Raw genomic sequence first — 17,833 nt, 5'->3', positions numbered from 1 at the left:
CCGGTCGACTTCTCCTCGAGATCGACGATCAGGACCACGCGGTCGCTTGAGGAGCCGGGCTCCGTGGAGATCTTGACGCTCTTGAAGAAGTCGAGGTTCTTCAGGCGGCGCTCGGCGCGATCGACCAGCGCGCGGTTGTAGGCGTCACCCTCGGAGATGTCGAACTCGCGCCGGATCACATAGTCGCGCGTGCGGGTGTTGCCACGGATGTTGATACGTTCGATATAGGTGCGCGGCCCTTCGTCGATGTTGAAGACGATGGCTACAGTGTGCGCCTCGAAGTTGCGGTCGCCGCCCGGGCGGACCACGGCGAAGGCATAGCCGCGGCGCGAGGCCTCGATCTGCATCTCCTCGACCGACTTCTCGACCGATTCGACGTTGTAGAGCGATCCGATACTGACGCGCGAGTAAGAGCGCATCGAACTCGCGTCAAAATTGGGAATGCTGGAGCGGAAATCGATCGAGCCGATGCGGTACTGCTGGCCTTCCTCGATCTTGAAGGTGACGAGGAAGCCCTTCCTCTCCGGATCGTACTCGGTGAGCGCAGCCACGACCTGCGCATCGGCAAAGCCGTGCTTGAGATAGAAACGCCGGATCAGGTCGCGATCAGCTTCGACCCGATCGGGATCATAGATGTCGTTGTTGCCGAGGAAGCTGAGCAGATTGCTCTCGTGCGTCTTGATCACGTCGCGCAGGCGCGAGGCCGAGAAGGCGCTATTGCCGATGAACTCGACTGATTTGACGCCGGTCTTGGCGCCCTCGTCGATCGTGAAGATGAGGTCGACGCGATTGTTCGGCTGCTCGATGATCTCGGGCGTGACACGCACGTCGTAGCGGCCCGAGCGGCGATAGATCTCGGCAATGCGCAGCGTATCGGACTGCACCATGGCGCGGGAGAACGTGCCGCGCGCCTTGGACTGGACCTCGGCGGTCAGCTGCTCGTCCTTGATCTTCTTGTTGCCCTCAAAGGCAATGCGGCCGATCACCGGGCTTTCGACCACGGAGACCACGATGCGACCGCCGGCGCGGTTGATCTTCACATCCTGAAACAGACCTGTTTCGATCAACGCCTTGAGCGCGTCGTCGATGGCCGGCTGGTCGAAGCGCCCAGCGGGCCTGAAATAAGAGCGGACCGTGTCGGCCTCCACACGGCGATTGCCCTCGACCACGATCATATCCGCCGCCTGCGCGGTGGCCGGCTGCGGCGACAATACGACGGGTAACGAAGCTGCAATCGATACGCCGTACATCGCGACCGCAATCAACCAGGCTCGCCAAACAGACATTCCACACCTCAAGTCCAGATGACTTGCTCTGAAACGGGAAAGCTGTGGCCGTGGTGTGGCTTCAAAGTTGCCGCATTGTTTCCGGTGATTGAATTTGATCCGGCGATCGCTCGTGTCCAGTGCGCAGAGCGGAGCATTCGCTCTGACCCGCACGAACACCTTGCGCCCGGATCAATCCGGCATCGCGGCAATCGTGCACGCGTGAGCAGGCGCACGCGTTCAGCAACATCGCGCAAAAAGTGAATTCTTTACCCGTGCTGAAGCCGATGCGAGAGGCATCGGCATCTGATGACCTGCATGGGACGCACGCCGATGAATTCGTTTGTCACGATCAGAATGGTTCTAATCGCCATCCTCGCCTCGACAGTGACTTGCAGCGCCGATACGGCCAGCAAGCGCGATCGAGAACAATCACAGGGCGCCGTCTACGACTATGGTCCACGCGGCCCCAATCGCTCCTATCCGTCGGGTCCGCATACGCGCATCTATGTCAGCAAGCGTTCATGGCTGGATGGAGGGACCGAAGTGCTCCCAGGTGAGCGCAAGTTCAGCGACTATGCGTTTCCGCCGGGCGCATCGTTCGCCCGCGAGAACAACAACCGGCCGCTCGATCGCCAGCCGCTGAGCCCCGCCTCGGATCTCGGCGGATTTGCACAGAGAATCCCGCCGCCCTGGTAGGCGGCCTGCCATGATCTTCCCGGCCCTTTCGAACGCCGAGACGCCGGGCAACATCTGTTTACACTCAGCAACATTCCGCCTGCCGAAACGCCACGATCGCCCGGCTAGTGACGGCGGCCTGGCTCGCAGCGCGGCCGGCTCCCCTGGGAGCACAACCAGCGCTTCGCTCCTCATGCAGGGCCAGGCCAACGGATTTCAGTCGAGTTGATGCCATCAAACTTATTCGCTGCCGTCCCCCCGGCACTTGCAAAGGAAAGCGATCATCGGACGCCCTGCCAGTTCGGCCCCATCCTGCCGCGTGTTGGATCAATCTGCCTCATGCTGATGGTCGTCGGCCTATTGACCGGCTGCGCGGTCGGTCCGGACTATGCCGGCCCGCCCAAGCTGAACATGCCTTCGCATTGGGGCAGCAAGGCCGCCTCCCAGCACGACGCCGGACGGCTGGATCGCTGGTGGCTGCGCCTGCGCGATCCCCTGCTCAGCCGGCTCATCGAACAGGCCGCCGAGGCGAACCCGAGCGTCGCGAAGGCGAAAGCCGTGGTGCGCGAGGCGCGCGCGACGCTGCAACAGACAACTGTCGGGCTCCTCCCCTCGGTCAGCGGCACGGCCTCGGTGACGAACAACAAGACGAGCGCCGGCTCTTCCTCGGTCCTCGTCGACAGCGCGGCGTACGCGCTTCACCAGGCAAGCTTCGATTCGAGCTGGGAGCTCGATTTGTTCGGCGGCACGCAGCGCAGCATCGAGGCGGCGCTGCGCGCCGAGCAATCGGCCGAAGAAAACCTGCGAGACAGCCTCGTCACCCTCATCGGCGACGTCGCCGCCTACTACGTTGAGGCCCGCGGCTATCAGGCCCGGATCGCGCTGGCGGAGCGGACCGCGGCCTCGCAGCGCGACACCGAGCGGCTCACCCGCTCAAAGTACGAAGCAGGCAGCGCCACCGCCGTGGACGTCGCGAAAGCGACCGCTCAGGCGGCGAGCACGGAAGCGAACATTCCAACCTATCAGGCCGCGCTCGCGGCCGACATCCACCGGCTCGGAATCTTGCTCGGCCGTCCGCCTGACGGCGTCGCCTCCATGCTCGCGCATTCAGCGCCGGTGCCTGCACTGCGCATGCCATTGCCGGCGGGTATACCGGCCGACCTCCTCACCAACCGTCCCGACGTGGCGAGCGCCGAACGCAAGCTTGCGCAGGCAACGGCCAAGATCGGTCAGGCCGAGGCCGACCGATACCCCGCCGTCTCATTGACGGGCTCGGTGGGAACCTCCGCCCTGAGCGCCGGCGATCTCGCCAAATACTCCAGCATCAGCTGGTCGGTCGGGCCTTCGATCACGGTACCAGTGTTCGATGCGGGCAAGCGGCATGCGGCGGTCAGGGTCGCGGAAGCACAACGGGATCAGGCATTCGCCACCTTCCACGCAACGCTGCTGACCGCGATCGAGGACGTCGAGAACGCGCTGGTCTCGCTCTCGCGCGAACGCATACGTGCGACCAAACTCGCCGAGGCGGCGAAGAACTACCGGGAAGCCGCGCGGCTGTCGCGGTCGCTGTTCGAGAGCGGCAGCGCGAGCTTCATCGACGTGCTCGACGCCGAGCGTTCGCTCTATTCGGCGGAGGACTCCCTCATTCAAAGCAAGGTGTCGGCCGCCAAGGACTACATCGCGCTGGCGAAGGCGCTCGGCGGTGGCTGGGTCGATCCGATCGACGTGTCCACGCCGATCATCGTGGATCAGAACACGGAACCTCACCTGTGGCAGGCGCTCAAATGACCGGCCTCATCACAGCAAAGCGCCTGCGGATCATCGCCGCGCTGCTTGCCGCCGCAGTGACCGGGGTCGTCGCGGCCGCGCACTTTCCGGGAACGTCAGGCAAGATCCAATCCTACATCACCGTGCCGGTCACGATGGGCGACCTACGCGAAGAGGTGCTCGCGAGCGGCACGCTCAAGCCGGCGCGGCTGACGGCCGTGGGTGCGCAGGTCTCCGGCCGGATCACGGCGCTCAACGTCAAGGTCGGCGACACCGTCAAGGCCGGCGACGTCATCGCCCAGATCGATCCCGTCACCAAGCAGAACGACCTGCGCAACTCCGAAGCGTCGCTGAAGAACTACCGGGCACAGAAGCTCGAGAAGGAGGCGACGCTTACGCTTGCCGAGGCGAACCTGGCGCGCCAACAGGCGACCTTTGCGCAGCGTGCGACCTCGCGTGGCGATTTCGACAGCGCTGAGGCGACTGTACGCCAGACCCGCGCCCAGATCGCCGCGCTGGAGGCGTTGATCGTCGGCGCCGAAGCAAGCGTGGAGACGGCCAGGGTGAACCTCGAATACACCCGCATCACCGCCCCGATCGACGGCACGGTCCTGGCTACCGTGGTGCAGGAGGGCCAGACGGTCAACGCCGTCCAGTCCGCACCGACCATCGTCGTGCTCGGCCAGCTCGACACAATGACGGTCCGGGCGGAAATCTCCGAAGCCGACATCGTCAAGGCCAGGGCGGGACAACCGCTCTACTTCACCATTTTGGGCGACCAGGACCATCGCTACGAGGCACACCTCGAGCAGATCGAGCCGGCGCCCGAGTCCATCAAGAACGACGCGAGCTTCTCCTCGACGACCACGTCGACCTCGAGCACGACTTCATCGAGCTCCAGCAGCACGGCGATCTACTACATCGGCGTGTTCAAGGTGCCGAACCCCGATCTCTCGCTGCGGACCTACATGACAGCCGAGGTGCACATCGTCACCGGCGAGGCCAGCCACGTGAAGACCGTTCCCGCGCTTGCGGTAACGCGACGGTCCGATGGCCGCAGCACCGTCCGCGTCCTAGGCGCGTCCGGGGATATTCATGAACGTGAGGTCAAGACCGGTCTCAGCGATCGCACCACTGTCGAGATCAGATCCGGCCTGGACGACGGCGAACGGGTCGTCACCGGAGAAGCCAACGAGAAGCAGACGGCATCGCGGGGAATGCCGGGCCCGCCGATGGGGCCCTAGCATGACCGATCCGATCATTGCGCTCGACGCTGTCCGGCGGGAGTTTGCGGCCGGCGACACCACGGTGGTCGCACTCGACGACGCCTCGTTGAGCATCCAGCCGGGCGAGATGGTCGCAATCATCGGCTCGTCCGGTTCGGGCAAATCGACGCTCCTCAACATCCTCGGCTGCCTGGATCGCCCGACGTCCGGCTCCTATCGCGTTGCCGGCAGGAACCTCTCCGAGCTCGACGCGGACGCGCTGGCGGCGCTGCGCCGCGAGCATTTCGGCTTCATTTTCCAGCGCTATCATCTTCTCGGCGACCTGACGGCCGCCGAGAATGTCGAGATTCCTGCGATCTATGCCGGGATGAAGGCCCGCGAGCGTCGCACGCGCGCAGATGAGCTTCTCGCGCGGCTCGGCGTGAACGAACGAAGCGGACATCGCCCGAACCAGCTCTCCGGCGGCCAGCAGCAGCGCGTCTCGATCGCGCGGGCGCTGATCAATGGCGCCGAGGTCATCCTGGCCGACGAGCCGACCGGCGCGCTCGACCGGCGCAGCGGCGACGAAGTCCTGAGGATATTGACCGAACTGCACCATGAAGGGCGGACGATCATCATCGTCACCCATGATACCGATGTCGCCGCGCGGGCCGCGCGCATCATCGAGTTGCGCGACGGCAAAATCGTCTCCGACCGCCGGACCGGAGCCGCGGAAGCTCCGGACTCTCTCCGGCGAGAATCCCGGACGTTCTGGGACAGCGGCTTCGGCTGGTCGGTCGTATTGCGGCGCTTGCGGGAAGCGGCGAAGATGGCGCTGGTGTCGATGGCCGCGCACCGGCTCCGTGCATTCCTGACGATGCTCGGCATCATCATCGGTATCGCCGCGGTGTCGTCCGTCGTCGCGCTCGGCAACGCCTCCCAGCGCAAGGTTCTGTCCGACATCTCAAGCCTCGGCACCAACACGATCGAGGTCTTTCCCGGCAAGGATTTTGGCGACGCACGCGCCGGCAAGATCAAGACGCTGGTGCTCGACGATGCCCGCGCCCTGGACCGGCAAAGCTTCATCGCGGGTGTCACGCCGACGGTCTCGACCAGCACCACGGTCCGATACCGCGGCAACGAATCCAACGTGCTGGTCAATGGCGTCGGCGAGAGCTACTTCCAGGTCAAGGGCGCCAAGCTTGCCCGCGGCCGACTATTCGATACCGACGCGGTCCGCAACATCGAACGGCAGGTCGTCATCGACGACAATACCCGCAAGACCTTCTTTGCCGATGACCAGACCGCGGGCATCGGTCGCGTCATCTGGCTCGGCAAGGTGCCTTGCCGCATCGTCGGTGTCATTGCCCAGCAACAAGGCGGGTTCGGCTCGAACCAGAACCTGTCGGTCTATCTCCCCTACACAACCGTGCAGGCCCAGTTCACCGGCGACCGATCGCTTCGCAGCGTCCTGCTTCGGATCAGTGACGAGATCTCGACCGCGCTGGCGCAGGACGCGGTCACCACGCTGCTGACGCAGCGCCACAACACCAAGGATTTCGTCATTCTCAACACCGACGACATCCGCCGCACGATCACGAGCACGACGCAGACCCTGGCCTTCCTCGTGGCGGCGATCGCGGTCATCTCCCTGATCGTCGGCGGGATCGGCGTGATGAACATCATGCAGGTCTCGGTGTCCGAGCGGATCAGCGAGATCGGCGTCCGCATGGCGGTCGGCGCCAGGCGCAGCGACATCCTCCAGCAATTCCTGGTGGAAGCGACCCTGATCTCCTCCATCGCCGGCATCGTGGGCATCCTCGTCGCGATCCTGCTTGGCGCGGCCATCAACCTCGCGATGCCGGGCTTTCAAGTCACCTATTCACCCTTCTCGATCGGGGCGGCCTTCCTGACATCCACCGGGATCGGCGTCGCCTTTGGCTATTTCCCCGCCCGCCGTGCGGCCTTCCTCGATCCCGTGGTGGCGTTGACCCGTGACTGACCCTAGGATTGCACCATGACCGTAGTTTCCCGGGCGCGACATTCGTCCGCAATTCGAGCACCGATCGACGATCCGGATTTGATCCAACTCATGGCCAACGGCACGCAAAGCATCTTGATCGTCGAGGACGATCAGCAGACCAAGGACCTTATCGCACGCTATCTGCGCGAGCACGCGTTTGCGGTGAGCGCTGTCGCGAACGGCCGCGAGATGGACCGATATCTTTCACAGAACCGGGTCGATCTGATCGTGCTCGACCTGATGTTGCCGGGAGAGGATGGCCTGAGCCTCTGCCGCCGCCTGCGCGTGGAATCCACGACGCCGATCATCATTCTCACGGCCAAGGGCGAGGATCTCGACCGCATCCTCGGTCTCGAGATGGGCGCCGACGACTATCTGCCGAAGCCGTTCAACCCGCGCGAACTTCTCGCCAGGATCAATGCGGTGTTACGCCGGCAGTCGGGCGGGCCCGTGGCCGGACCGACTGCGACGCGCCTCAAGTTCCGCGGTTGGTCGATCGACCTTCGGATGCGCGAATTGCGCGATCCCGAGGGCGCGCAGGTGCCGCTGACGAGCGCCGAATTCGATCTTCTTCAGGCCTTCTGCGAACGGCCCGGCCGGATTCTCACGCGCGACAACCTCTTGAGCATGACGCGCGGCCGTCCCGGCGGCGCCTTCGGCCGCAGCATCGACGTGCTGGTGAGCCGGCTGCGTCGTAAGCTCGACAGGACCGAAGGCACCTCCGTGATCAGAACCGTCCGGACTGGTGGCTACATCTTCACGCCGGATGTGGAGCAGCCGTGAGCCGAGCAACTGACATCATCGCGCTGTTCAGCCTCAGGCGGATCAGCGGTCAGATCGCGGCCTTGATCCTGGTCTCGCTCGTCCTGATCCATGTCCTGATCGCCGGATATTTCCTGCTCAACCGGCCGAAGCTGCTGACGAACAGGCCCATGGAGCAGTTCGAACTGGCCGCGCGGATCATTGCCAGCACGCCGCGATCGGAGCGCAGCATCGTTCTGGACAACATCCACCGCACTTTTCCCGCGCTGAAGCTGCAATTGAGAGAGGGCAGCCCGGAATCCGCCGCGCCACCGCCCGGGCTAAGCCTCACCACCATCCCTTCACCGCTCGACGGTCAAGTCGATATCCTTCGAGGCGCCTCGTCGGACGACGATCGGGTGTGGTACTACCTGCCCAACAACGAGGTGCTCGAGGGCACCATTGGATCCCCCAAGCTGCCGCCATTCGTCAGCGGTCTCTGGACGAGCACGCTGCTGTTCCTCGTCGCAAGCGTCACGCTGCTTGGCGTCTGGGCCGGCCGCGCGCTCAGTTCGCCCCTGTCCGCATTCGCGCGGGCCGCGGAAGACTTCAGCCTGAGCCGGTCGTCCGCTCCCCTGCCCGAGACCGGACCCGAGGAGATCCGCTCGACAGCCAGGGCGCTCAACCGGATGCGCGAGCGGATTACCGCACTGATGAACGACAGAACACGGATGCTCGCGGCCATCAGCCACGACCTGCGGACGCCCATCACGCGCCTGCGGCTGCGCTCGGAATACATCGACGATTCGACGCAGCGCGCACAAACATTGCGCGACCTCGACCAAATGCAGTCGATGCTCGAGTCCGTCCTGTCGCTGCTGCGCAGCGAGAGCGCCGTCAAGCCGACGCTGGTGGACCTTGCGGCGCTGGTCCAGATGGTCTGCGAGCAATTCTCCGATTGCGGACATGCCGTGACGTATCAGGGGCCCGACCGGGCCGCAATGACCGCGCGGCCGGATGAAATCATCCGCGCGGTCGGGAACCTCGTCGAGAACGCGACCCGGTTCGGGACCGAGGTGACCGTCGCGTTGTCGATTGCGGACGACCAGATCATCATCGAAGTCTGCGACGACGGTCCCGGAATTCCCGACGAGAGCAAGTCGGCGATGTTGGAGCCCTTCGTGCGCGGCGAAGAAGCCCGCACGATGGACGAGACCGCCGGATTCGGGCTCGGCCTCTCGATCGCGCAGGCCATCGCCACCGCTCACGGCGGGTCACTCCTGCTGCTCGACAACAAACCCAGTGGTCTTTGCGCTCGCTTGCTGCTTTCGAACGCCAGACAAGACGGGCAAGGCTCGTCCTGACTTGCGCGGCGAGCGATGGCACGCGAGATGCCGCCGTCGACTACACGGGCATCGCGGGTCGACCCGAGCCTTAACGAGAATTCATCGACAGAGGCGCCAAGTCACACCGATTTGTCTACCCGGCCGGAAAGCCCCGGAGGCATAATTCGCCACGTGCGGTTATCGAGCCGGGCCAACCGAACGGAGACCAGCATGCAGAGAGCCACGGTGCATCTCGCAGCAGTGATCCTGATTCTCGTCGCGGCGGCCGCCGCCTACGGAAGAGGCAGTTCGCACAGCACCGGATTGATGGCGCCCGCCAATCCCGCAGTCCCTCCGGCCCTGACGTCCAACTCGCATCTTTAGGAATTTGCGCCGCTCCCGACCGAGCGGCAGGTGACGCGGAGCGAGGATCCGTCGCTTGCGAGCGACCTCAAGCCCACCTTGGAGGAAGGCGCCATCGACAGCAAGCTGACCATCTGCCGTGGCTGTTGAGGTTGCGGACCGCGCCGCTGCCACCGTCTGGCCTCGCGTTCGCGTTGGCTACGCCCCGGCTCGATGGCCTGATCACACCGGCTCGCGATCACCCAGAAGAACGTCGGCAGCCTTTTCGGCGATCATGTACACGGCTGTCACGATGAAATAGCCGGGGATGCGCGGAAAGATCGACGCATCGACGATCCGGAGATTCCGCATGCCATAGACTCGGAATTCGCTGTCGACCACGCCACCTTGATCTTCCGGCTTCATCGCACAGGTACCACAGGCGTGATGGCCCCAGGCGTTATCCTCGACATGGCGGCGCAATTGGTCATCGGTATAGAGATGGCGGCCGGGAACCTCCTCTTCGACGATCAGCTTTCCCAATGCATCAGCAACTTTGCGCCCGAAGCGAATTCCGGTGATCATCGCATCGAGATCGGCGTCTGGAGCAAAATTACCTTCAGCGAAATGGCGAAAGTTGATCAGGGGCCGGTCCAACGGATCGTTGGATCGCAATCGCACGGTGCCTGCCGTGTTGTGCGTGTAGGCCTTGAGGACCGCCCAGGTGAGATAGTCGAGCTTGTTGATGCGTTCCGAATAGCCGGGATAGTAGCCGCGGAAATCAGCGAGAAGGCAGAAGCAGAACAGGTCAGGACGCTCCTGATCGGTCCGCGACCGGAACTTCGCCGAGAACAGAAGTCCGTTGCTGGTGTAGGCTCCGGTCCCCCATCGGCGCCATTGACGATACAAGCGGTCCTTGGTCGTGTATGTCGCGCCGCGCAGGGCATCCCACGGCTGCCTGACCCGGTTGACCACGCCAATCTCATATCGATCCTGGAGGTTTCGGCCGACACCCGGCAAGTCCTTCACCGCTACAATCCGGCAGCCCGCCAGGTGCTCCCGATCGCCGATCCCCGACAACATCAGCAGTTGCGGTGTGTTGAAGGCCCCGCCAGCCAGGATCACCTCGCGGCTCGCGCCGACGAATCTTTCCCGCCCTGCTTCACCGCGAGGCTGTGCCGCGGCCCGATAGATCCGCCTCCCCTCACGATAAATGACGCCAGATGCTGTGCGTGAGACAGGATCGATCTTGATGCGGGTAACGAGTGCGTTCAGCCGTATCGTCAGGTTGTTCGGAAATCGCCTTTGTACGTCGAGCAGAAATTCGCGCGGCCCGGTACGCGTATGCCGCGCGGACGACATGGGCGTCAGGCAGATGGTCGAGGCCTCGACATCCAAAAGTCTCTCGTCGTTGGGATCGCCTAGACTGCGCATCAGCCAGCCCCAGCCTTCGGCCGCGTCCGGCAGCAGGCTGGCAGTGGTGAGCAAAGCCCGCCGCATCGTTCGCCGAAGGCGCCAATCGAGAACAGCCCGCAACGGCAATGCGCGTTGGGTCGTCAGCCAGCCGCGCCAGCCATGCCCGGTCGGATTCCAGCCGAACAACCGATCGAGCCACCTGAGCCACCGATAGCGGCAGCGCTCGAGCCGAAGAAAATATCGTTGCATGTTGGACGCCCGCCACGAGGCGTCGCCGGTAATCTCCCAGATATGATTCCAGTCGGCGTTGTTCGGCCGCACGATGATCATCGCATTATGGCTGGTGCAGCCGCCGAGGCCGCTCGCGCGCGGATAAACCACGCCATCGACCGCTTCCCCCTCCCAGTTCGCGCGGTAGCGCCAATCCTTCTGCTGTTGCGCCGTATCCGCATAGTGGCGCACCCAGAAATTCCATCTCAGCCCGGGATTTTCGGACGCGAAGGGATGAAAGGCGGGAACCTGATAGTCCGGCCCGACAGGCCGGCTTTCCGGCGAGACTGCGTCCGCGGACCTTACGGGATCATCGCCTGCGTCCAGCACCAGCACGCGCCGGCCAGCCTCGGCCAATCGCGCCGCCAGCACGCCGCCGCCGGCGCCCGCGCCGACCACGACATAGTCATAGCTCTCCACCTCCGTCACGGCACACCTCAGAAATGCTTGAGATAGGCGACGAGTGCTTCCTTATCGTCGGCGGGCAGATCGGCCCCGAAGTAGTGGCCGCGATTGACGACATAGTCCGGACATTTGCTCAGCCCGACCAGCGCGTCGACCAATCCCGTGTCGCGCACGGCGGCTTCGGAGTTGGCCTGGGTTTGCGGATCAGCGAGTTCACCGGGCGAGCATTTCCCGCCCATCCTCTTGAAGGCGCTGGCCAGCGTCGGCAACGCCTTTGCCAGCCGCCAGTAATGGCCGATGCCTCCGGGCTCGTCGTGATCGGGCAACAGCTTCGTGTTTGTCAGAGCATTGATGGGAAAATCCTTTGGCAAAGGTCCAAGCGCAATTCCGCCCTTCTGGTCGATCGCCCATGGCGCCAGCCAATGCAGCGGGCCGGACACGCGCTGCTCCCATGGCGGCATGTAGCCCGATGGGACCAACAGGCAGGCGAGTGCGGTCGTGCGATAGATGTAGCCGGGCACTGGAATCTGCGTGTGCTTGTCCATGCGCCGCGTCGACGGGTTCAGCATCTGCCGGATCGATCGTTCGAAGACCTTCACCCGATTGGCGACACACGGCAAATAGGAGTCATCGTCGCTTGCCGCCGGGCAGCGTTCTGCGCCGGCGTAGTCTCCATAGTTGCCGCCGCGAGAGGCCGGGGCGCGATAGCCGTAGCGGTAATACGCATCATCCTCGTACCCGACAGAGTTGTTCGACAGGAACGGGGCGGTCGACCACAGGCTGATCAGCGAGGGCGGCCGAAGATAGCCGCGCCCATTGCCGAGCGGCCGCAGCGGCATCGACGCGCCGGAGACCGGATGCTGGACGGTGAGTTCCTTGACCGGCGGCAAGGTCTTGTACGACGACGAGGTGAAATTATCCCAGATGTCGCCGGCCAGGCCGTTGGTGGCGAGCGGTGTGCAGGCGTTGGTCTGCAGGAGGTCGACAGGGACCCGGCGCTCGGACGACAGATAATTGCCATCCAGGAAGACGTCGTGGCCGGACTCGTCGCGCTCCATGACCAGCTTGACCATCGCCTCCTTGAACGCCTTGGACTGCGTCCATTCCCAATAGCGGTCCCAGCACTGGCGATAATTTGGTCCGTTGCCGCCGCCAGCGCAGATGCCGTTGTCGATCCCCGAATTCGCCGGGATGTCCGGCATCTTGCTCGAATGGCAGGCGGCGCAATTCTCGGCGAAGACGACCTTGCCGCGATTGACCTTGTCGGAATTGAGGTCTTCGAGAAACGGCTCGCCTTCACGAATGTCCTCCAGACGATCGGGACGCGCGGTGACGAGGAAGAAGACCGCCATGTCCGCCGTGCGGTCTTCTGTCGCCTGCCAGTAGACCGATTGCTTCTCCGCATCGCTGATCCTGATCGGCGTGATCTTGCGTCCGCCGACGAAGGGGCGGAAATGTAGCAGCCATTCCTCGCTGAAGAGGCCGATGTTCAGATAGACGCGGTTGAGCGCGCCCAGGGTACCCACGGCATCAGCGCCGTCCTTCAGCACCCGCATGGTGTGCGACGTGCCGCTGGCCGGATCCCAGAACTGGGAAAGCGCGGCCGTCTGCGGAAAGTCCTGAAGCTGCTTGTTATCCAGCTCGCCACCCTTCAACTGCTCCGCGCCGTGCTCGAGGCTTGGCTTCAGGCGAGGAATGACGCTGTAGACGGCGTTCATCGTCCGCGGATTGTTCATGTAGTCCGAGGAGACCAGCGACGTGTCCAGGCTTCCGGGCGGGTTGGTGTGGAAGAGCTGGTAGAGGAAGTTGCCCTCGTTGGGCGCGGGAGCATTGTCCTTGTCGCGCGGCCTAGTGTTCCAGAAGAAGATCCGGCTGACCCAAAAATACTGAGCGCCGGGGTTTGAGGCAAGATTTTCCCATTTTGGATTTTCCGGGTCGGCCGGAGGATTGATCGCGCTGGGTCCGACGTGACAGAACGCACAGGACATGCCGACGCGGTAAGGGCGGATCAGCTTGGCGTTGTTGTAGTAGGACGGGTCGGTGTAGTAGCGCTCCGCGTCCCAGTCCTCCTGCGCCTTTTTGTCGAAATCCGGATTTGGAAAGAGCCGCAAGCCCACGACGCCGGTCGGTTCTCCATAATAGGAGCCGGGAGGCAGCGTCTTGCCGCGGGCGCCAACCTGCACGCCCGGATATTTGTCCGGGTCGGCAAACGGATCAGGCGCGCAATTCAGATCGCGCTTGTCGAGCCATAGCCCGAACCGCGAGGCGTCGCCTTCCGTGGCTTCGCTGAAGCACGGCTCATTGACAAGGCCGAGCCAGGACCAGCGATTGCGCCGTCCGTAGGCCATGCCCTTCCCGGCCGTGTCCTTGTAGGACGAGACTGTCTTCAGGAGATCGAACGCGCCCGTGGTGTTACCCGCGGCAAAATCCCAGAACCGATCATTGCCGCCAGTCCAGATCATCCAGGCGGTCTGGCCGAGGCTCGCGCTCTCGCGCACCTGCTCCGGGGTTAACTTTGCCAGTGCGGCGACCTCCATGACCTCCTTCGGATAGGAGGCGCCATCGGCCGGCTTCACCAGGAGGCCCTTGTCCATCTTGGCGAAATAGCTGCAGTCGGCCGGCTCCTCGCTGCAAGGCTTCGCCACGGCGGGCAGCGATTCCCGCGACCGGCTGGCCAGCTTCGCTTCATCCGGCATGGTGCCGAATTTCGCACTCTCGGGTTCGACGAGCTCGCGGAACAGAAGGATTCCGCCAATGACGAGCAGGACCGACAGCGCCGCCAGCGAAACGATCGCCCATTTGAGAATGCGTATCGCGATGCTCTTCATGACCGGCTCTCGTCAATTGGCAAAGTCATAACGTCTTCAGAAAAGCTAGGAGTGCATCCTTGTCGGTCGCAGGCAGATCGGTCCCGTAGGTGTGTCCTTCGTTCGCGTTGCCCGGAAGGGACGTGTCGTAGAGCGTGCCGAAGCGCTCGGCCACCGTGCCCGCCTGGCTGACGAATCCGCCATTCACCGGATCGACCAGGTCGTAGCCGCGATAGAATGTCTTGGGCCTCTCGGACGCTGGCGTCAGTAGATCGCGCAGCGTCGGCACCGAGCCGTTATGCAGATAGGGACCCCGCAACCACAGTCCGCTCAGTTCGTTGGCGATGTAGCCGTTGGTCTTGCGGAAGGCACGAAAGTCCCAATTGTAGCCGCCCTCTCGGTAGCTGGAGTAACGATCCTTCGCAGCTTCGGTCCACATGTCGATGCGGTGGCGGTCGGTGCCGAGCTCCGTCGCCGAAACGACGGTGCGGAAGCGGGCCCCTCCCGGCTCGTGACAGGCCGCGCAGCGATCCAGATAGATCGCCTTGCCTTTCTCCACCTGGACGGCATCGACATGATAGGGATCGTCAGCAGCACGCTCGGCGGAGAATGGCGATGCCGGCGGCTTCTGCAGCCGGATGAAATCCATGATGCTGTCTAGAGCTGCCTTCGCACCGGCATAGCCCTGATAGTCCATGCCGTCGCCGATCGCGCCCGAGATTGCGGTTTCGGGCAGGCTGGTGCTGAGCCCGTCCCAGTGCAGCGAATATTCGCGGCTGGGATCGGTCAGCCTGTCGAGATGCCAGAGCGGCATGATGTCGGAATTCCCGATCGTGCAGTCATCTGGCAGCTTTAGATTGGCGAACTTGACCGGATTGAACGGATCGATCCGCCCCGGCCCCCAATCCGGCCGCAGCGATGTCCGGGAAGACGCGTCGGCCGTGCGACGATCGCGCGAACAATCGAGCCGCGCATCCATCCAAGCGAAGCGTGTGGCCTGCTCCGCAAAGCCCTTGCGGACCGCCGGGATCAGCAAATAGCGATACAGCAGGCGCTCGCCGAGCGGCATGTCGTAGATCGCCGTGATCGCAGTCATGACCTTGTCGGCGGTGAAGCGATCCTTGTCGCGGCCGACCGCGGTCAGGAAGCGCAGGAAACCCTGGACATTGATCCGCGTGCCGGGCCCCGCCGGGACGAAGGTGGCGGGATCGTCGGCATGCAGGCGATAGCTGCCCTGATGACAGAACGCGCAGTTCGGCGCGACCCGCGGGATGACGCCGAGGGTCTTCTTGGAGAAGCCGACGGGCAGCTCCTCTCCGGCAACCCAATAGACGCCGATCGCCCCATAGCCATCCTGGTTGCCCGGCAGATATTCGGGAAACAGCGTCGGCAGCACCCGCCAGATCCAATAGGGAATTCCCTGCGCGCTCTCATTGCCGATGGAGCCGTGGTCGAACACCCTGAGTGGATCGTTGGTGGCAGGCTGCGCGACCGGACGCAGCAGCACAAACCAGGCGAGCGGGACCACGATCGCGATGAGCGCCAGTACGATCGCCAGGGCTATGGAGATGATCCTGGTCATTTGATCAGCCCCGACTCGCGGCTCTGCTGCTCAAGCTTCCTGATGCGGATCAGGCAATACAGCGTGGTCGAGCCAATCAGCGCATCGACAAAGGAAATCGAGAGGAAGCCCGGAGGCTGCCCGAACAGCACCACGGCGAGGAAAAAGAACGTCGCGCCGAACGTGCGCGAGGGAAACACGGCAATGCAGGCATTGGCGCGATAGCGAACGAAGTCGATCGCGGCCGGAACATAGAAGACCGAGATGATCATCAGCAGGCCGGCAGACGCGCGTGCCCAGATAAGCTCTTCGAGCGGGATGTTGAACAGATTCAAGAACCATCGCGGAAAAAACAGCAGCGGGATGACGAACAGCGCGTTCAGGAAGATGCCGAACCACACCAGAATGGTGTGACGGAGGATCCAGGTGCTCACCGTGTCTTCGATGGAATTCTTCATAGCGTCTTCATGTACTCCACTAGGGCATCCTTATCGGCCGCGGGCAGTTCGGTGCCGTAGGCCCTGCCCTCGTGTCCGCTGTTCGAATTGCCGGGAATGCCGGTGTCGTAGAGAAACAGATCCTCAGGCGCCGCCGCGGATGCGTCGGAGCGGTAGCCGACCTTCTTGACGTCTAGAACATCGCTCCCGCGATACCATTGCGCCGGACGACTACGGGCCGGCTCAAGCAGGTCGCGCAGCGTCGGCACCGAGCCGTTATGGAGATACGGCGAGCGCGCCCAGATGCCGTCGAGCGGCTGGTTTGCGTAGCCGGCGGTCTTGGTGAAATGGCTGAAGCGCCACGGATAGCCGGCATAAAGCGTATTCTGCGTGGCCGCGAAGTCCTGCGTATAGGATTGCCAGCGTCCGGAATCCGTGCCGATCTGCTTCAGGCTCTCGATCTGACCGAGGCGCGGGAAGAGGTTGGTATCGTAGCTGTACTTTCCCGAGCGGCTCATGCCATGGCAGGCGGCGCAATAGCTGGCGAAGAGTTCGCGGCCGCGATCGACCTTGGACTGGTCGATCGACCTGGGATCCGGAAATGGCGGCGGCGGCATCTCCCAGATCCAGGCGCGGACCCGCCTGATCGCGGCAATGTCAACGCTGACCGGCGTGACGCCGGCGCCGAGAGCGGCACTCAGATTGCGCTCGTCAACGGAGGTGTTGTTGCCGTCCCAGTGCAGATGCATGCCGTCGCGCGGACGCTGCGCCCAGATCGAGGGGAAGTCGGATGAGCCGTTCAGTTCGGTCAGTGAAATGTGCGCGGCATCCATCGGGAAGTTGAACTGGATCGCCTTGTAGGGATTGAAGGTATCGACCCGGCCCGGCCCCCAATCATAATAGGGATGGTAGGACGGTCGCCCATTGCCTCCGCCATCACCCTGCCGACCAAGAAACGCAAACTGCTGGGAGAGGTGCAGGAATGCAGCCTGCACGCGCGGAAACACGATGTACCGGTAAATCGCGCGATCAATGAAACTGAGGCGCCCGCCGACCTCGGGACTGTTGATGGCCGCGATCAGGTTGTCGGCATTGAACTTCGGGTCAGCGCCGACCTTGAGAAAGAATTTCAAGAGATCATAAAGGCGAAGATTGTTCGAGGGCGCGCCATAGATCAGAATCGGCTTGTCCGACGGGTTGATCCTGAAGGTGCCGACATGGCAAACGGCGCAATTGAGCCAGACGCGCTCGACGCCGGTGACGATCCGCCTCGACATGCCGACGGGCAGCTCGGACTGCTCGGTTTCGTAGAGCAACCCAAACCGGCGGTAACCCGTCGGCCCAAGCTCGTCGCGGTACATGACCGCGAGCGCCTTGAACACCAGGGTGGGAATCCCGTTGTTCGGCTCGCTACCGATTGAGCCGTATTTGAAATGCTCCCCGGAGTCCTTGTAGGCGACGACGTACTGGTTCACGAAAACCAGGTAATAGACGGCGAGCAGCAGCAACAGCAGAAGGACCAGGAAGCGAATCCACCGATAGCGGGTCAGAACACGTTCGACCGGGGTAGGCGGATCATAGTTCATGATAA

Annotated in this window: 13 protein-coding genes; 7 read left to right on the top strand and 6 right to left on the bottom strand. The window is 63.4% G+C overall.

The annotated features are described in order from the left end of the window. Positions 1-1,286: outer membrane protein assembly factor BamA (bamA, locus tag AYJ54_RS42075; RefSeq protein WP_063708367.1), on the bottom strand; the 1,286-nt coding region annotated here is incomplete at its 3' end. 312 nt (positions 1,287-1,598) lie between these two features. Between bamA and AYJ54_RS42070 the strand changes: the two genes are divergently transcribed. The 7 genes from AYJ54_RS42070 to AYJ54_RS50980 all read left to right on the top strand — a co-directional run bounded on the left by AYJ54_RS42070 (position 1,599) and on the right by AYJ54_RS50980 (position 9,388). Beyond that, positions 1,599-1,964: a hypothetical protein gene (locus AYJ54_RS42070; RefSeq protein WP_245329290.1), complete on the top strand. Its 366-nt coding sequence runs from the start codon at positions 1,599-1,601 to the stop codon at positions 1,962-1,964. 318 nt (positions 1,965-2,282) lie between these two features. Continuing rightward, positions 2,283-3,731 (top strand): efflux transporter outer membrane subunit, encoded by a 1,449-nt coding sequence (locus AYJ54_RS42065; protein WP_063708348.1) that lies wholly within the window; start codon positions 2,283-2,285, stop codon positions 3,729-3,731. Then, positions 3,728-4,954, top strand: a complete 1,227-nt coding sequence (locus tag AYJ54_RS42060) for an efflux RND transporter periplasmic adaptor subunit (RefSeq protein ID WP_063708347.1) — start codon at positions 3,728-3,730, stop codon at positions 4,952-4,954. The genes AYJ54_RS42065 and AYJ54_RS42060 overlap by 4 nt, the downstream gene beginning before the upstream one ends. 1 nt (position 4,955) lies before the next feature. Beyond that, positions 4,956-6,917: a MacB family efflux pump subunit gene (locus AYJ54_RS42055; protein WP_063708346.1), complete on the top strand. Its 1,962-nt coding sequence runs from the start codon at positions 4,956-4,958 to the stop codon at positions 6,915-6,917. Between the two features lie 90 nt (positions 6,918-7,007). Next, on the top strand, positions 7,008-7,721 hold the full coding sequence (locus tag AYJ54_RS42050; RefSeq protein WP_063708345.1) for a response regulator: 714 nt from the start codon (positions 7,008-7,010) through the stop codon (positions 7,719-7,721). 647 nt (positions 7,722-8,368) lie between these two features. Next, positions 8,369-9,043 carry a sensor histidine kinase gene (locus tag AYJ54_RS54230; RefSeq protein WP_430641468.1) on the top strand — a complete coding sequence of 225 codons (675 nt, stop codon included), beginning with the start codon at positions 8,369-8,371 and terminating at the stop codon, positions 9,041-9,043. Between the two features lie 192 nt (positions 9,044-9,235). Continuing rightward, on the top strand, positions 9,236-9,388 hold the full coding sequence (locus tag AYJ54_RS50980) for a hypothetical protein (RefSeq protein ID WP_161491948.1): 153 nt from the start codon (positions 9,236-9,238) through the stop codon (positions 9,386-9,388). 201 nt (positions 9,389-9,589) lie between these two features. Here AYJ54_RS50980 and AYJ54_RS42040 read toward each other — a convergent pair whose 3' ends face one another. Genes AYJ54_RS42040 through AYJ54_RS42020 form a run of 5 tightly spaced genes read right to left on the bottom strand, consistent with a single transcriptional unit; the run spans position 9,590 to position 17,828 of the window. Next, positions 9,590-11,431: a GMC family oxidoreductase gene (locus AYJ54_RS42040; RefSeq protein ID WP_283808766.1), complete on the bottom strand. Its 1,842-nt coding sequence runs from the start codon at positions 11,429-11,431 to the stop codon at positions 9,590-9,592. 38 nt (positions 11,432-11,469) lie between these two features. Beyond that, the gene (locus AYJ54_RS42035) at positions 11,470-14,265 is read right to left on the bottom strand and encodes a hypothetical protein (protein ID WP_063708342.1); all 2,796 of its coding nucleotides are present in this window, start codon (positions 14,263-14,265) and stop codon (positions 11,470-11,472) included. A 25-nt stretch (positions 14,266-14,290) separates the two neighbouring features. Beyond that, positions 14,291-15,826: a c-type cytochrome gene (locus AYJ54_RS42030; protein ID WP_063708341.1), complete on the bottom strand. Its 1,536-nt coding sequence runs from the start codon at positions 15,824-15,826 to the stop codon at positions 14,291-14,293. Beyond that, entirely contained in the window at positions 15,823-16,263 is a 441-nt protein-coding gene (locus AYJ54_RS42025) for a hypothetical protein (protein WP_063708340.1), read from the bottom strand. The genes AYJ54_RS42030 and AYJ54_RS42025 overlap by 4 nt, the downstream gene beginning before the upstream one ends. Next, complete coding sequence (locus AYJ54_RS42020; protein WP_063708339.1) at positions 16,260-17,828, bottom strand: c-type cytochrome; 1,569 nt, start codon at positions 17,826-17,828, stop codon at positions 16,260-16,262. The genes AYJ54_RS42025 and AYJ54_RS42020 overlap by 4 nt, the downstream gene beginning before the upstream one ends. Positions 17,829-17,833 lie beyond the last annotated feature (5 nt).

Source organism: Bradyrhizobium centrolobii (genome assembly GCF_001641635.1).
In the GTDB taxonomy this organism is placed as follows: domain Bacteria; phylum Pseudomonadota; class Alphaproteobacteria; order Rhizobiales; family Xanthobacteraceae; genus Bradyrhizobium; species Bradyrhizobium centrolobii.
This window is presented reverse-complemented; position numbering and strand designations above follow the sequence as displayed.

Excerpts from the sequence above, each read along its gene's own strand:
- AYJ54_RS42030 (WP_063708341.1), bottom strand. The coding sequence starts at position 15,826 with ATGACCAGGATCATCTCCATAGCCCTGGCGATCGTACTGGCGCTCATC.
- AYJ54_RS50980 (WP_161491948.1), top strand. The coding sequence starts at position 9,236 with ATGCAGAGAGCCACGGTGCATCTCGCAGCAGTGATCCTGATTCTCGTC.
- AYJ54_RS42065 (WP_063708348.1), top strand. The coding sequence starts at position 2,283 with ATGCTGATGGTCGTCGGCCTATTGACCGGCTGCGCGGTCGGTCCGGAC.
- AYJ54_RS42035 (WP_063708342.1), bottom strand. The coding sequence starts at position 14,265 with ATGAAGAGCATCGCGATACGCATTCTCAAATGGGCGATCGTTTCGCTG.
- AYJ54_RS42020 (WP_063708339.1), bottom strand. The coding sequence starts at position 17,828 with ATGAACTATGATCCGCCTACCCCGGTCGAACGTGTTCTGACCCGCTAT.
- AYJ54_RS42025 (WP_063708340.1), bottom strand. The coding sequence starts at position 16,263 with ATGAAGAATTCCATCGAAGACACGGTGAGCACCTGGATCCTCCGTCAC.
- AYJ54_RS42060 (WP_063708347.1), top strand. The coding sequence starts at position 3,728 with ATGACCGGCCTCATCACAGCAAAGCGCCTGCGGATCATCGCCGCGCTG.
- AYJ54_RS54230 (WP_430641468.1), top strand. The coding sequence starts at position 8,369 with ATGCGCGAGCGGATTACCGCACTGATGAACGACAGAACACGGATGCTC.
- AYJ54_RS42055 (WP_063708346.1), top strand. The coding sequence starts at position 4,956 with ATGACCGATCCGATCATTGCGCTCGACGCTGTCCGGCGGGAGTTTGCG.
- AYJ54_RS42050 (WP_063708345.1), top strand. The coding sequence starts at position 7,008 with ATGGCCAACGGCACGCAAAGCATCTTGATCGTCGAGGACGATCAGCAG.
- AYJ54_RS42070 (WP_245329290.1), top strand. The coding sequence starts at position 1,599 with ATGAATTCGTTTGTCACGATCAGAATGGTTCTAATCGCCATCCTCGCC.